Source organism: Stutzerimonas kunmingensis (genome assembly GCF_021432085.1).
GTDB lineage: Bacteria > Pseudomonadota > Gammaproteobacteria > Pseudomonadales > Pseudomonadaceae > Stutzerimonas.
In genome coordinates, this window is sequence record NZ_CP090366.1 from 1,042,078 (window position 1) to 1,056,462 (window position 14,385).

At 63.5% G+C, this 14,385-nt stretch carries 12 protein-coding genes; 3 read left to right on the plus strand and 9 right to left on the minus strand.

Annotation, left to right across the window (positions count from 1 at the left end; translation table 11 throughout):
* Nucleotides 1-21: 21 nt before the first annotated feature.
* The 3 genes from rfbD to LW136_RS22890 all read left to right on the plus strand — a co-directional run bounded on the left by rfbD (nucleotide 22) and on the right by LW136_RS22890 (nucleotide 2,136).
* The gene (rfbD, locus tag LW136_RS04820; protein ID WP_230358406.1) at nucleotides 22-942 is read left to right on the plus strand and encodes a dTDP-4-dehydrorhamnose reductase; all 921 of its coding nucleotides are present in this window, start codon (nucleotides 22-24) and stop codon (nucleotides 940-942) included.
* Between the two features lie 112 nt (nucleotides 943-1,054).
* On the plus strand, nucleotides 1,055-1,954 hold the full coding sequence (locus LW136_RS04825; protein ID WP_090523134.1) for an AEC family transporter: 900 nt from the start codon (nucleotides 1,055-1,057) through the stop codon (nucleotides 1,952-1,954).
* A gap of 95 nt (nucleotides 1,955-2,049) precedes the next feature.
* On the plus strand, nucleotides 2,050-2,136 hold the full coding sequence (locus LW136_RS22890; protein WP_443977743.1) for a small membrane protein YohP: 87 nt from the start codon (nucleotides 2,050-2,052) through the stop codon (nucleotides 2,134-2,136).
* Between the two features lie 62 nt (nucleotides 2,137-2,198).
* Here LW136_RS22890 and LW136_RS04830 read toward each other — a convergent pair whose 3' ends face one another.
* The 9 genes from LW136_RS04830 to prmA all read right to left on the minus strand — a co-directional run bounded on the left by LW136_RS04830 (nucleotide 2,199) and on the right by prmA (nucleotide 14,243).
* Nucleotides 2,199-2,924, minus strand: a complete 726-nt coding sequence (locus tag LW136_RS04830; protein ID WP_312947617.1) for a VC0807 family protein — start codon at nucleotides 2,922-2,924, stop codon at nucleotides 2,199-2,201.
* Nucleotides 2,925-3,024: 100 nt separating this feature from the next.
* Entirely contained in the window at nucleotides 3,025-3,972 is a 948-nt protein-coding gene (locus LW136_RS04835) for a lysylphosphatidylglycerol synthase transmembrane domain-containing protein (RefSeq protein ID WP_230358420.1), read from the minus strand.
* Between the two features lie 369 nt (nucleotides 3,973-4,341).
* Entirely contained in the window at nucleotides 4,342-7,149 is a 2,808-nt protein-coding gene (locus LW136_RS04840) for a hybrid sensor histidine kinase/response regulator (protein ID WP_234174720.1), read from the minus strand.
* A 116-nt stretch (nucleotides 7,150-7,265) separates the two neighbouring features.
* Complete coding sequence (gene purD / locus LW136_RS04845; protein WP_234174721.1) at nucleotides 7,266-8,558, minus strand: phosphoribosylamine--glycine ligase; 1,293 nt, start codon at nucleotides 8,556-8,558, stop codon at nucleotides 7,266-7,268.
* Nucleotides 8,559-8,794: 236 nt separating this feature from the next.
* Nucleotides 8,795-10,399 (minus strand): bifunctional phosphoribosylaminoimidazolecarboxamide formyltransferase/IMP cyclohydrolase, encoded by a 1,605-nt coding sequence (gene purH, locus LW136_RS04850; RefSeq protein ID WP_234174722.1) that lies wholly within the window; start codon nucleotides 10,397-10,399, stop codon nucleotides 8,795-8,797.
* A 76-nt stretch (nucleotides 10,400-10,475) separates the two neighbouring features.
* Entirely contained in the window at nucleotides 10,476-10,796 is a 321-nt protein-coding gene (gene fis, locus LW136_RS04855; RefSeq protein ID WP_003279911.1) for a DNA-binding transcriptional regulator Fis, read from the minus strand.
* Nucleotides 10,793-11,806: a tRNA dihydrouridine synthase DusB gene (dusB, locus tag LW136_RS04860; RefSeq protein ID WP_042924294.1), complete on the minus strand. Its 1,014-nt coding sequence runs from the start codon at nucleotides 11,804-11,806 to the stop codon at nucleotides 10,793-10,795. The genes fis and dusB overlap by 4 nt, the downstream gene beginning before the upstream one ends.
* Before the next feature lie 201 nt (nucleotides 11,807-12,007).
* Nucleotides 12,008-13,252 carry a DUF3426 domain-containing protein gene (locus LW136_RS04865; protein ID WP_234174723.1) on the minus strand — a complete coding sequence of 415 codons (1,245 nt, stop codon included), beginning with the start codon at nucleotides 13,250-13,252 and terminating at the stop codon, nucleotides 12,008-12,010.
* Nucleotides 13,253-13,361: 109 nt separating this feature from the next.
* A complete protein-coding gene (gene prmA, locus LW136_RS04870; RefSeq protein ID WP_234174724.1) occupies nucleotides 13,362-14,243 on the minus strand; it encodes a 50S ribosomal protein L11 methyltransferase in 882 nt (293 codons plus the stop codon).
* Between the last annotated feature and the right edge of the window lie 142 nt (nucleotides 14,244-14,385).

Below are 14,385 nucleotides of genomic sequence, written 5' to 3' on the forward strand. Positions count from 1 at the left end.
TCGTCGATGAGGCTACAAAGAATGCGAATCCTCGTTTGCGGTGCCGGCGGCCAAGTGGGTCGAGAACTGGTGGAACGGGCAGCAAGTTTCGGGCTGGAGGTGCTGGCGCCTGCACGGGCCCAGCTGGATATCGCGCAACCCGAGCAGGTTGCGGCAGTGATGCGTCAACGTCCTGGGCTGATCATCAATGCGGCCGCCTATACCCATGTGGACAATGCCGAATCTCATCGTGAGCAGGCCTATGCGGTGAACCGCGACGGCGCGCGCCACCTCGCCGAGGCGGCCGAGCACGCTGGCGTTCCGTTGTTCCATATATCCACCGACTATGTGTTCTCCGGTGAGGCCGATCGCCCCTATACCGAGAGCGACGAAACCGGTCCGACCGGCGTCTACGGAGCGAGCAAGCTGGCGGGCGAGGAAGCGATCCGAGGGCGTCTGCAATCGCATCTGATCCTTCGCACCAGCTGGGTTTACGGCGTGCACGGGCACAACTTCGTCAAGACCATGCTGCGGCTCGCCCAGCAGCGCGATGCGCTTGGTGTGGTGAGCGACCAGATAGGCTGCCCGACCCAGGCTGGCAGCATCGCTTCGGTGTTGCTCGAACTGGCACGCCGCTACGCAGCCGGCGCGGATCTCGCCTGGGGGGTGTACCACTACAGCGGCGTACCGGCTTGTTCGTGGTATGACTTCGCCGTGGAAATCTTCCGTCAGGGCGAAGGCGCCGGGCTGATCTCGCGGCAGCCGACGGTGTCGCCGATTGCCACGGCGCAGTACCCGACTCCCGCCCGGCGGCCGGCCTGGTCGGTGCTTGACTGCAGCCGCTTCGAGTCGACCTTTGGCCTCGCGCCCCGTCACTGGCAGGACGACCTGGCCGATGTGCTGGCGATCCTGCGTCAGCAGGAGCACCCGGCGATCAGCCGTGAGCGGTCCTCCCGCGCCTGACAGAAAGTGCACGGCAGTTACCCGGCGCCGTGCGATTTCCCTGACCTCCGGTGTATTCTTGCGCCCCCGCGCCAAGGCGTGGCCTGACGTTCGGCTCTAGAAGGGGCGCAGCATGGTAGTGGTGTTGGCAATACTGCCGATCTTCGGTCTGATCACGCTCGGCTATCTGTTCGGCTGGCGGCAATGGCTCAACAACGAAGGAGCGGCCGGGCTGGCCAGTGTCACCTTCAAGCTGTTCATGCCGGCAGTGCTGTTTACCGGGATCGCCCGCGCCGAGCTGAGTAACGGCATGTCGCCAATGCTCCTGCTGGCCTATTTCGTACCGGTGCTGCTGGTGTTCCTGCTGGTCAATCTGGTCGCTCACCGCCGCGCCGGGCGCGCCACTCCGCTTGGTCTTACGGCCGCCTACTCGAACAACGTATTGGTCGGCATCCCGCTGGTGACCACGCTGCTTGGCGCTGAAAGCCTGGTTTATGTGTTCGCCATCCTGGTGTTTCACAGTCTCGTCCTGTTCTCGCTGCAGAGCTTCTACGCGGCACTGGGTGACGGCGACAAGGTCAGCGCTCCGGCGCTGCTGAGGAATCTGGCGAATCCGCTGATCATCGGTCTGGTGCTCGGTGCCCTGTTGAATCTATCCGGGCTCGAGCTGCCCGAGCCGCTCTGGCGCGTCGCTGTATGGCTGGCGCAGGCGGCATTGCCCTGTGCGCTGATGGTGCTGGGCATCAGCCTGTCGCGCTATCGCCTGCGGCCAAACGGGACGGCGCTGCTGCTGACGCTGGTCAAACTGGCGGCGTTTCCGGCACTGGTCTGGTGGCTGAGCGGGTTGCTGCCAGGGCTGAATCAGGATGCACGCAACGTGCTGGTGCTGCTTGCAGCCTGCCCGAGCGGCGTTAACGTGCTGGCGTTCGTCAAGCATTCCGAGGACACGCGAGCGGTAAGCTCGACCGTGTTTCTCTCGACCGTGACTGCAGTCATCAGCCTGCCGCTATGGATGCTGCTTGCTGCTGGCTAGTCAGCGATTAGGGCTCCGCTGCTGTTTTGACGAACGGCTCCGGGACAGGACTGTCACAAAAATCACAGACCTGAAAAAAAACCGGAGAGCACGGCATGTTGAAATTCATCGGCGGGACCGCAGGCATCATCTTCATCATCGGCCTGATCGTGGTGATCGGGATATTCAAGCTGCTGTTCTGACGAGCAGGGGCGACAGGCCGGCCGGCGCAAGCCCGCCGGCCTTTTTCATGCGCGACTATTTGTTAGCTGCGCGGTTCCTGCGCCGAGGTTGCCATGATGTCCTCGAGTCGCAGGCCGGTCAGCCCGTGGATGGTGCGCCAGAGGTAGAAGAAGATCGCCATCATCATCAACATGCTGGGAATGGCGATCATCGGGTAGCTGAGCAGGGTCATGCGGCCCAGTTCGGCGTTGAAGGCTTCGCTGCCGGCGGGGCTGTTGACGATCCATTTGGCCAGCACGTAATTCATGAACGACGAGAAGAAGAAGGTGCCGCTGAGCAGGTAGGTCGCCCGCAGCAGCCGCGTTTCGAAGTGTTCGACCTGGCCGTTTTGCTCGAGCTGTTCGTGGATCTTGTCCACGTTGAGCACTTTGGGGTTGTACAGCAGGGTGCGAATCAGCGGGTAGCGGGTGCGCGTCGAGGCCAGCACGGCGATGCCGATGATGCCGGGAACCGCTGCTTCCTTGATGGCGAGCCACTGAGTATCGAGCTGAAGCAGCCCGATGCCGCCAGTCAGCAGCACGCTGATCAGGCCGAGCAGGGCTATCCAGTTGAACTTGCGGTATTTGGCCAGCTCCCACAGCCCCCAGCCTAGCGGAAAGGCCAGGGCAAGCAGCAGTGCACCATCGGCGCCGAAGCGGTCTTCACCACTTAGCTTCATCAGGATCAGCGAAGGAATCAGGATGCTGACGGCCAGGTCGATTAGCGGGCGCGGTTTGTGTTCGGCGTGGGTCTGGTCGGTATCGGTCATGACATCGGGTTGGTCTGGAGAGGGTTGCATGATCGCCTGTGTTGCGGTCATTCGCCATACCATCTTCGTCGGGATGGCGATTGGTATCGTTTCCCCAGCATCAATGTTCGGACGCTGCGCTGCGTTTCGCGCGCCATTGGCCGTACTCGAATATCAGTACGACGATCATGGCTAGAGCGAAGGGCAGTAGCAGATAGAAACCGCGGAACACGATGAGTGCTGCCAGCACATCCACCGTGGGAATTTCCGGAAGGGCGGCTACGAAGGTCAGCTCCAGCACACCGAGCCCGCCGGGTGCGTGGGACAGCAATGCCAGGGTGAAGGAGGCGAGGAATACGCCAAGGACGGTCAGATAGCCCGGGCTGTGTTCCGGCGGCAGCGCGAAGTAGATGATCGCCGCGGCGCAGAGCAGCTCAAGCGGGCCCGCCAGCAGCTGACGGCCGACGATCGGCAGTCGCGGGTACTCGATGTGCCATTTTCCCAGCCGCCACGGTGGCAACTGACGCCATGCGCCGAACGCATAGAGCGCGACCAGCATGAGCAGGGTCGAACCGACGGCGATGGATACCCAGCTGTCGCTATCGACAGCCCGATGAAGAAGCTGCGGTTTCAGAATCAGCACGGCACCCCCGGCAAGCAGGGTGCCGAGCGCGAAGGTCAGCGAGCAGAAGACGATCAGGATGCCGATTTCCTGGGGCGTCAGGCCCCGGCTGCGGTAGGCGCGATAGCGCACCAGGGCGCCGGAAAACACCGATGCGCCGATGTTGTGCGCCAGCGCGTAGGTGGTGAAGGAACAGAGTGCGATGAACCACCAGGACATCTTCTTGCCCAGATGAGCCATCGCGATGCGGTCGTACCAGGCCAGCGCGACATAGGCGCCCAGGGTCGACAGCGCGGCCAGCAGCCAACGCCGCGCGCCGATCGCCTGCAGGCTGTCGGTAAGCTCGCTGAGCGAGATGTTGCGCACTTCGTGGTACAGCAGGTAGCCGGACAGCAGCACGGCCAGGACTCCGATGAGGGTCCAGGCGACATCGCTCCGCTTCATAATCACGTGGCTCCTTGATGGAAGAGGATTGGCCACGTCTTGCGCTGAAGCACACTCATCCCTGATCGACCGCCATGCCAAACCTCCACCTGTTCTCGAATCGTCAAACAATCGGCAGCTGGCGGCCGGTTTTGTTCAGTTTTTCACCCGAGTGGTCTTCTCGCTCGGACCGGCAGGAGGAGGTTCCGCTTGGATTGGTATCCCGCAGGAGAGCGCCGATGCCTGGGCGGTCGTCTGGGCATCGGTAGCCTGAGGCGATGCTGTGCATGTGGTGCAGGGGATGTAGAAGCGGTGCCAGTGCGGTGCTTGCCTGGAGATGGGGATGTCGACTGTTGTCAGGGATTGGAAGCCTGCGGGGACGGTAGGGCGCGGTCAGTCGACGCTCTCTGCCTGCTTGACGCGAACCCAGTGGTCGACAAGTTCGCGCAGGTTCGAGAGTTCCACCGGCTTGGCCATATGACCGTCCATGCCTGCTTCTCGCGCGCGGTCGCGGTGCTCGCTGAGGATATGCGCAGTCAGGGCAACGACGGGAGTACGCCGGCGCGCATTCCTGACTTCCCATTCACGCAGCTGGTGGGTGGCCTGAAAGCCGTCGAGCACGGGCATCTCGCAATCCATCAGGACCAGGTCATACGGCTGCGCCTTGATCGCCTCCAGCGCCTCTTCGCCGTTGCAGGCGGTGTCCGGTTGCAGGTTGAGTTTGTTCAACATGCCGCGGATAACCTTGGTGGAAATACTGTTGTCCTCGGCGACCAGGATGCGGAAGTCACTAGGGACTTCGAGCGCGGGCAGGTTCTGCGGCACCGTTGCCTGGCGCTGCTGGGTGCCCGGCTGGCGCTGCGCGAGTTCGTCAGCCAAGGTGGTCTTCAGCGTGTAACCGGCGACCGGTTTGGCGAGGATGCGCTTGATACCCGCATTGCGCGCAATGATCTTGCTCGGTGCGCTGCTCATGCCGGTGAGCATGATCAGCAGGACGTCATGGTTGAGGCTGTAATCTTCCTTGATCTTGCTCGCCAGCTGCATACCGGTCATGCCGGGCATGTCCTGATCGAGCAGGACCACATCGAAGTATTCCTTGAGGTGCGCCTTGGTCCGCAGCAGGGCCAACGCCTCCTTGCCCGACGCAACGGCGCTAACCTCCAGGCCCCAGCCGCTGCATTGCTGGACCAGTACCTTGCGGCAGGTGTCGTTGTCATCGACGATCAGCAGGCGAGTGCCTTGCAGTGGCCCGTCCAGGTCGGCATTGCTCTGCGCCAGCCCTTCACTGGCCAGCGGCAGGCTGATCCACAAGGTGTTGCCCTGGCTGGTGCCAGTCTGGATACCGAAATCACCATCCATCAGTTGCACCAGCTGGCGCGCGATGATCAGCCCCAGGCGCCCGCCATGGCGTGTCGCCGCAAGAAAGTCATGACTGTCGACTGCGGCATTGAGCAGTGCGTCGCGCTCGTACGCCTCGAGTGGACGCCCACTATCCTGCACGGTGATGCGCAGGCGCGGGCTCTCGGGCGGTCCGTCGACCGCGGCGATCAGCAGCACCTCGCCCTCGTCGGTCTGCTTGAAGGCATTCTCCAGCAGGTTGAGAAGGGTCTGGCGCAGACGGGTCGGATCGCCGGTCACGACCTGCGGCAGCTGCGGCTGGATAAAGCTGATCAGCTCGACCTTCTGCTGTTCGGCCTTGGCGCGGAAGATGCTCAGACAGTCTTCGATCAGCGCGTTGAAATCGAACTGCACGTCATCCAGCTCGATCTGGCCAGATTCCAGCTTGGAAATGTCGAGAATCTCGTTGATCAGATTGAGCAGTTCGTTGCCGGAGCTATGAATCGTCTGGACGTAGTCGCGTTGCTTGGCCGACAGCGATGTGCCCAGCAGCAACTCGCTCATGCCCAGCACGCCGTTCATTGGCGTTCTCAGTTCATGGCTGATCTTGGACAGGAAATCGGCCTTGGTCTTGAGTTCCGCGCTGCTGACGGCCGCTGCGGTGAATTGGGTGCGGCTGTCGGTCTGGCGCTGCCGTTGACGTTCGAGCAGGGCAAAGCTGAGTAGTAGCCCTGCGAGGGTCGCGAGGCTGAACAGGCCGCCAGTCAGCCAGCCCGGGTCGAGCTGGTCGAAGCCCAGCAACATGGGCATGAAGAAGATCATGCCTACGTTGAACAGGGTCGTTCCGGCCACCACCAGGCGCGCCGGCTGATAGCCCTGGCGCCAGTGATAGATCGCGACGAACAGAGTGCTGCACGATGCGGCCAGCACCAGCGAATAGATCAGCCAGCTGTACCACGGCCACTGACCGAGCAGGATGCTGGCTGCCAGCGCCAGTACCAGGTTGAGTTCGATGCCCAACAGCCAGGTGATCCAGGTTCGCCTGCGGTGATGGAAGAAACCCAGCGTGTAGCCGAGCAGCGCGGCGCTGGCGGCCATCGCCGACAGGTCGGCGATCAGCGGCTGACTGTAGGTCAGCCAGGGCAGCCACGCCGCCATGACCCCGAGATTGGCCATGGCGCAGGCCAGCAGGGCGCCGTGCAGCAGGCTCAGCCAGATATGCGTGTAGCTGAGCGTGTAGGCAAAGCGCAGCAGGTTGTAGATCATCAACAAGGCCAGTGCTCCGAAGAGCGCGCCGAATAGGTAGGCAGGCTTGCTCAGGCTGACCAGGCCGGCTTCATCGATGGTCTTGAACCAGGTCATCACCGGATGGCTGGACTGCAGGCGGATATAGGCCTCGCGTGGCTGCCCGTCATTGGGAAGGCTGAACAGGTACGCCCGGTTGGGCAGTGGCCGGGCGCTGAAGGGGCGAAGTTCCCCGGTCGCCGTATGCTGCTCGAGCTTGCCGTCACGCAGCAGGTAGAAGTCCAGATACTGCACTCGCGGTGCAAACAGCCACAGCCACTTCGGTCGTGTCAGTGACGGCAGGCTGACCTGCAGCCAGACGGCTCGGTCGCTGGCCGGAGCGCTGTAGGAGAGTTTTTCGAGACGCTGGAACAGTGCGCGCTGGGAAACCACCTCGTCGAGCGTAAGCCCTCCCGACTGGTCGATCAGCATGCGCCAGTTCTGTGGCACGGAATTGGGTGGAGCGGATAGTGCTGGGGAGGGCGGCGACTGGGTAATGGACGCCAGGGCCGGAAGCGGGATCAGGTTGATCAGCAGCAGGCCGAAGAAAACAGCGATGGCAATCCGGAGCCGACCCACTTGAGAAGTCCGTTCATGTGTGTGACGGCCGATTATAGCCATGCCTTTGTCGGCCTGTAATGCGTGCGGCAGCGATAAAACTTGGCGCCGCACGCATTCCTGGCGCCTGGCTACGCTCAGCTGTCGCCCAGCTCCCGGGAGATGGCGCGATAGCCGATATCTTTGCGATAGAAACAGCCATTCCAGAGGATTTTTTCCGCCAGACGGTATGCCTGCTGCTGCGCCTCGGAGACGGTGCGGCCGATGGCCGTTGCGCAAAGCACGCGGCCACCGGCGGTGACGACCTGGCCCTGGTCGTTCAGAGCGGTACCGGCATGAAACACCTTGCCATCCAGCGCAGCGGCATCGTCCAGCCCTTCGATCACATCGCCCTTGGCGTAATCGCCCGGGTAGCCGCCAGCAGCCAGCACCACGCCGACGGTCGGGCGCGGATCCCAGGTCGCCTCGACCTTGTTCAGCGCCTTGGCCAGCGCGGCTTCGACCAGCAGCACCAGCGAGGATTCGAGGCGCACCATGATCGGCTGGGTTTCCGGGTCGCCGAAGCGGCAGTTGAACTCGATGACCTTGGGCTTGCCGGCCTTGTCGATCATCAGTCCGGCGTACAGGAAGCCGGTGTAGACATTGCCTTCGGCAGCCATGCCGCGCACGGTCGGGTAGATCACCTCGTCCATCACGCGCTTATGCACATCGGCGGTGACCACCGGAGCCGGCGAATAGGCGCCCATGCCGCCGGTGTTCGGGCCGCTGTCGCCGTCGCCGACGCGCTTGTGGTCCTGGCTGGTGGCCATCGGCAGCACGTTCTCGCCGTCGACCATGACGATGAAGCTGGCCTCTTCGCCATCCAGGAATTCTTCAATGACTACGCGCGCGCCGGCGTCGCCGAAGGCGTTGCCGGAGAGCATGTCGCGCACCGCTTCCTCGGCTTCGGCCAGGGTCATGGCGACGATCACGCCCTTGCCGGCGGCCAAGCCGTCGGCCTTGATGACGATCGGCGCGCCTTTTTCACGCAGGTAGGCCAATGCCGGCTCGACTTCGGTGAAGTTCTGGTAGTCGGCAGTGGGAATCGCGTGGCGCGCCAGGAAGTCCTTGGTGAAGGCCTTGGAGCCTTCCAGCTGCGCGGCGGCGGCGGTCGGTCCGAAGATGTCCAGGCCGCGCGAACGGAACAGGTCGACTACGCCCTTCACCAGCGGTGCTTCCGGACCGACGATGGTCAGTTGTACGTTGGCAGCGGCAAAATCCGCCAGTTGCTCGATGGCCAGAACGTCGATGGCGACGTTCTCGCACTTGGCTTCAGTGGCGGTGCCGGCGTTGCCCGGGGCGACGAAGACCTTGGCAACGCGTGGATCCTGCGCGACCTTCCAGGCCAGGGCGTGCTCGCGGCCGCCGCTGCCGATGATCAGTACATTCATGTGTCTCTCCTGGGGGAGGGGCTTGCGGCCCATCGGTGGAAAACGCTGCGCGGTTTTCCACCCTACGAGTCTGGTGTCGGGCTGTGCCCGGCGTATTCGAATCTTTCGGGTCGCGATGAAGCGTCTGGATGCAAGGCGGCGGGGGGCTCGACGAGCGCAGTTGCCTCGATGGCAATGAGCATCGGCGAGTCCGCCGCCAACGCCGCAGACGGGCGTTTCAGCGCGGCCATGTCACCTTAGTGGCGGAAGTGGCGCATGCCGGTGAACACCATGGCAATGCCGGCTTCGTCAGCCGCGGCGATCACTTCGTTGTCACGCATCGAGCCGCCCGGCTGGATCACCGCGGTGATGCCGGCCTTGGCCGCATTGTCGATGCCATCGCGGAACGGGAAGAAGGCGTCCGAGGCCATTACCGCACCCGGAACCGGCAGGCCGGCATGTTCGGCCTTGATCGCGGCGATGCGCGCGGAGTTGACGCGGCTCATCTGGCCGGCACCAACGCCGACGGTCTGGCGGTTCTTGGCGTAGACGATGGCGTTAGACTTGACGAACTTGGCCACTTTCCAGGCGAAGATCAGGTCATGGATTTCCTGCTCGGTCGGCGCGCGCTGGGTGACGATCTTCAGGTCTGCTTCGGTGATCATGCCGATGTCGCGGCTCTGGATCAGCAGGCCGCCGTTGACGCGCTTGTAGTCCCAGCCCGGGCTACGCTCGGCCGGCCATTCGCCGCACTCGAGCAGGCGCACGTTGGCTTTGCTGGCGACGACGTCGCGCGCGGCTTGAGAGACCCTGGGTGCGATGATCACCTCGACGAACTGACGCTCGACGATGGCCTGGGCGGTTTCGCCGTCCAGCTCGCGGTTGAAGGCGATGATGCCGCCGAACGCCGACTCGCTGTCGGTGGCGTAGGCCAGATCGTAGGCCTTGCGGATGCCGCCTTCATCTTCCGGTACCACGGCGACGCCGCAGGGGTTGGCATGCTTGACGATCACGCAGGCAGGCTTGGTGAAGCTCTTCACGCACTCCAGCGCGGCGTCGGTGTCGGCCACGTTGTTGAACGACAGCTCCTTGCCCTGCAGTTGCTTGGCAGTGGCGACGCAGGCTTCGTCCGGCTTTTCGACATAGAAGGCGGCCTGCTGGTGCGGGTTCTCGCCGTAGCGCATGTCCTGCGCCTTGATGAACTGCATGTTGTAGGTGCGCGGGAACAGGCTGCGATTTTCGGTGCTGAGCTGCTCGGTGCTCTGGTCGATACCGCCCAGGTAGTTGGCGATCATGCCGTCGTAGCCGGCGGTGTGCTCGAACGCCTTGAGCGCCAGGTCGAAGCGCTGGGCGTAGGTCAGCCCGCCGTTCTTCAAGTTGTCGACCACTGCCGCGTAGTCCTCGGCATTGACCACGATGGCGACGTCCTTGTGGTTCTTCGCCGCGCTGCGGACCATGGTCGGGCCGCCGATGTCGATGTTCTCGATGGCGTCCGGCAGGGTGCATCCGGGCTTGGCCACCGTGGCTGCGAACGGATAGAGGTTGACCGCCACCAGATCAATCGGCGCGATGCCATGCTCGGCCATCACTGTGCCATCCAGGTCGCGGCGGCCGAGGATGCCGCCGTGGATCTTCGGGTGCAGGGTCTTCACCCGGCCGTCCATCATCTCCGGGAAGCCGGTGTAGTCGGCCACTTCGACAGCCGCGATGCCGTTGTCACGCAGCAGCTTGAAGGTGCCGCCGGTGGAGAGGATCTCGACGCCGAGGGCTTCGAGGTCGCGGGCGAAGTCGACGACGCCGGTCTTGTCGGACACGCTGATCAGCGCGCGGCGCACGGGAAGGCGGGTGGTATGGTCGGTCATTGACGTTTCCTAGAGGCTACAGGCTTGAGTCCGCGAAGGCGGCAGGTGCGGACAGCCGCGCCTGCCAGCTGCCGCGTCAGAGCAGGTCGTACTGTTTGAGTTTCTTGCGCAGGGTGCCGCGGTTCAGGCCCAGCAGCTCGGAAGCCTTGGTCTGGTTACCCTTGACGTAGTGCATCACGGTTTCCAGCAACGGCGCTTCCACTTCGGAGAGTACGAGGTTGTAAACGTCCGTGACGTCTGCACCTTCGAGGCGGGCGAAATAGTTGTGCAGCGCTTTCTCGACGCTGCCTCGCAGCGTCTGCCCCGCTTCGCTCGGCGTGTTCAGGTGCTGCTTGAGGTTCACGTTGTCACTCACGGATGTTGTTCCACTTACCAATGTTTCATTCAACAGCGTCATGCGGCCACCTCTGTTCCATCCACCGAGCCAGGCCCTGAGCGTTGTTCGGCAAAGAACTGCTGAATGCTGAAGGCCTGTGCATCCCTGTCTTCCAGATGATTGAAACGGGCGCGGAAGTCCCGCGCGCCCGGCAGTGTTGCGAGATACCAGCCCGCGTGCTTGCGGGCGATACGGACTCCCATCACCTCGCCATAGAATTCATGCAGCGCCTGCACATGCTCCAGCAGGGTGCTTTCAACTTCGTCCAGCGTCGGCGCCGCGAGCAGCTCGCCGGTGCGCAGATAATGCTCCACTTCGCGAAAGATCCACGGGCGACCCTGCGCCGCACGTCCGATCAACAGGCCGTCCGCTCCGGTTGCCTGTAGTACCTGGGCCGCCTTGTGCGGCGAATCGATATCGCCATTGGCGAACACCGGAATCGACACCGCCTGCTTGATGGCGGCGATGGTGTCGTACTCGGCTTCGCCGGTGTACAGGTCGGCGCGGGTGCGGCCGTGAACGGCAAGTGCTGCGATGCCCGATTGCTCGGCGATACGCGCGACGGTCAGGCCGTTCTTGTTCTGCCGATCCCAGCCGGTGCGAATCTTCAACGTCACCGGAACGGTCACGGCACCGACCACGGCTTCGAGGATATCCGCGACCAGCTTCTCGTCACGCATCAACGCCGAGCCGGCGGCCTTATTGCAGACCTTCTTTGCCGGGCAGCCCATGTTGATGTCGATGATCTGCGCCCCCAGCTCCACATTGCGCTGCGCCGCCTCGGCCAGCATCTGCGGGTCGCCACCGGCGATCTGCACTGAGCGGGGTTCGGGCTCGTCCGCATGGGGAATGCGCAGGCGAGATTTGCGACTGTTCCACAGACGCACATCGCTGGTGAGCATTTCCGAGACCACCAGGGCCGCGCCGAAGCGGCGGCACAACTGGCGGAACGGCTGATCGGTCACGCCGGCCATGGGCGCGAGGATCAATCGATTGGTCAAGGTGTAAGGGCCGATGCGTACCGCTGACATGAAGATTCCCTGCTTGGGGCCTGCTTGTTAGGTAGATCGGGACTGCAAAAAAGGGTGGGCATAATACCCGCTACGCATGACGGGTTAAAGGCTGTTTTGAACAAATTCTGAACAGTGGTCGCCTTATCGCCGGGAGTTTGGACACGCCCGCCGCCCGCGCGATGAGCGCCGGCGGCGGCAGTCTGAACTGCAAGCTCGTCGTTATTTGGGCGAATGGAAACTCAGGCTGTAGTTAACCGCCTTTGCGCCCGGGTCGAGGATATCCAAGGCGATATGGATGGGAACCTGCGGTGGCATCTGGGCCTGTCCTGCCAGTTCTCCAGAAAGATATTCGCTGGGCTTGAAACTGCGGCTGGCGATCAGTTTGCCGTTGAGGTCGGCAAAGCGGATTTCCAAAAGCGGAAACGGCTGTGCAAAGGCCGCGCGGTTGTAGAGGATCGCGTCGACGACCAGCGCGCCGGTGAACTCGGGATGGCTGCGCACCACCAGGTTGCTGCTCTTGATCTGGCCAATGTCGACCAGGGCCGGCAGTTCGCAGCCAACGGTCGGGCAGATACGCTCGAACCAGCTGCGATACTGCTGCTGCCTCGACAGCTCATCGTAGTTGTAGGCAACGTACTGGGTACCCAGCGCAAGCAGTGCCAACAGGTTCAGTACGCTCCAGCCGAGCCAGCGTCCCCAGGGTTTCTTCGCTTCCTGCCAGTCCAGTTGCAGTGGCTCATCGTCGAGCTCGAACAGCGGCTCGTCGCGCAGGTCGGGCTCGCGGCGTGTCGCTGCAGGATCTACGGCAGGGGCGAGCTGTTCGGAAGCCGATGGCCTTGCCAGTTCAGGTTCGACCCTTTCGTCGTGCGCCTGCTGGGCCTCGGCGATCGCGAGCGGCGTGGGACTGGCTGCCAATGGGCTCAGCGGTTGCGGAGACTCCGAGGTGACCGGGGTGAAGCTGACCACCTCATCGCTCGGGCTCGCCGGCGACTGCGTGACGCCTTGTTCGGCGCTCAGCAGGATCTCGGCCCAGCTTTCGTCCTGCGTGGAGGATATCTCCGGTAGCGGATCGCGAGGCCTGGTTGCCCCGTCGCCGTTGGCTTCGAGGCTGAGCAGGTCGCGAGATAATTCGCGCTCCTGCCGCTCCAGTTTGGCCAGCTCTTCGTCCAGGTCGAGGCTGTCCAGGTCCAGGTCATCGTGAATCCACAGCGTTTCATCGGCCTTGGCGGTTGGCGCCGGCATGGTAGCCCTGGGATGCTCGGTAGCCTGCGTCTGGATCGACTTGTCGAGGGGAGTTGTCAGTGGTTGCGTTGGGTCCAGCTCATCGCGCAGCAGATGATGGGCGGCGTTGAAGACTTCCATGCAGGCGCCGCAACGCACTGCGCCGCGGGCCGCGCGCAACTGGCTGCGGGCGACGCGAAAGCGGGTGCTGCAGTTGGGGCACTGGGTGATGAAGCTGGTCATGCGTCTTTCCGCGCGAAGGTGCCGGCTAGTCTAGCGTATGCCAGTCGCGCAGCGGCAGGGGCTGCGGCGCCTGTTGTGCAAGTGTGCGGGCGAGGTCGCAAGGCGCTGCTCAGGCACGTCGGACGCCGCTGATGCGTACCCAGCCATCTTTGTCGGCGGTTGGATCGAGCTCGAACGCATCGCTGTAGGCGGCGCGTACCTCTTCGGCCTGTTCGGCGAGGATGCCGGACAGTGCCAGGCGGCCGCCGGCCTTGACCAGTGAGGTGATGCGCGGCGCCAGCGAAACCAGCGGGCCGGCAAGGATGTTGGCGACCACCACGTCGGCAGCCTTTTCCGGCAGCTGTTCAGGCAGGTGGAGCGCGAAACGCTCTGCGGCGATGCCGTTGCGCTCGGCGTTGTCGCGTGAAGCGTCCAGCGCCTGGGTATCGATGTCGGTGCCGACGGCATGCTCGGCGCCCAGCAACAGGCCGGCGATCGCCAGGATGCCCGAGCCGCAGCCGAAATCCAGCAGGGACTGGCCCTGCAGAGGCTGGGCATCCAGCCACTCGAGACAAAGTGCGGTAGTGGGGTGGGTGCCGGTACCGAACGCCAGGCCAGGATCCAGCAGCAGGTTGACCGCGTCGGGCTCCGGCGCCGCGTGCCAGCTGGGGACGATCCACAGGCGGCGGCCGAAGCGCATCGGCTGGAAGTTGTCCATCCAGCTGCGCTCCCAGTCCTGGTCTTCGATCACTTCGATCTGATGCTCGGGCAGCTCGCCGCCGCGCAGCAGCTGCAGGTGGGCGAGCAGGGAGTCCGAGTCGGTGTCGGCTTCGAACAATGCCAGCAGGTGCGTGTGCGACCACAGCGGAGTGGTGTTGAGATCCGGCTCGAAGATAGGCTGATCCTCGGCGTCCATGAAGGTCACGGAAACCGCGCCCAGATCCAGCAGCTGGTCTTCCAGCGCTTCGGCCTGATCGGGGGTGATGGCGAGTCGGATCTGCAGCCAGGACATGGAAGCCTCTCGAATGGGGTCGCGGTAAAAGCCGGCAAGCTTACTGGAGGGGGCGTGTTGCGGCCAGCGTGGGCTCGATTCGCGCCTGGCAGAAACGACAGAGGCCGCCCGAAGGCAGCCTCTGTAGTACAGCGCCGAGCGG

Excerpts from the sequence above, each read along its gene's own strand:
- prmA (WP_234174724.1), bottom strand. The coding sequence starts at position 14,243 with ATGTCCTGGCTGCAGATCCGACTCGCCATCACCCCCGATCAGGCCGAA.
- LW136_RS04830 (WP_312947617.1), bottom strand. The coding sequence starts at position 2,924 with ATGACCGATACCGACCAGACCCACGCCGAACACAAACCGCGCCCGCTA.
- purH (WP_234174722.1), bottom strand. The coding sequence starts at position 10,399 with ATGACCGACCATACCACCCGCCTTCCCGTGCGCCGCGCGCTGATCAGC.
- purD (WP_234174721.1), bottom strand. The coding sequence starts at position 8,558 with ATGAATGTACTGATCATCGGCAGCGGCGGCCGCGAGCACGCCCTGGCC.
- LW136_RS04865 (WP_234174723.1), bottom strand. The coding sequence starts at position 13,252 with ATGACCAGCTTCATCACCCAGTGCCCCAACTGCAGCACCCGCTTTCGC.
- rfbD (WP_230358406.1), top strand. The coding sequence starts at position 22 with ATGCGAATCCTCGTTTGCGGTGCCGGCGGCCAAGTGGGTCGAGAACTG.
- LW136_RS22890 (WP_443977743.1), top strand. The coding sequence starts at position 2,050 with ATGTTGAAATTCATCGGCGGGACCGCAGGCATCATCTTCATCATCGGC.
- LW136_RS04825 (WP_090523134.1), top strand. The coding sequence starts at position 1,055 with ATGGTAGTGGTGTTGGCAATACTGCCGATCTTCGGTCTGATCACGCTC.
- fis (WP_003279911.1), bottom strand. The coding sequence starts at position 10,796 with ATGACGCTGTTGAATGAAACATTGGTAAGTGGAACAACATCCGTGAGT.
- dusB (WP_042924294.1), bottom strand. The coding sequence starts at position 11,806 with ATGTCAGCGGTACGCATCGGCCCTTACACCTTGACCAATCGATTGATC.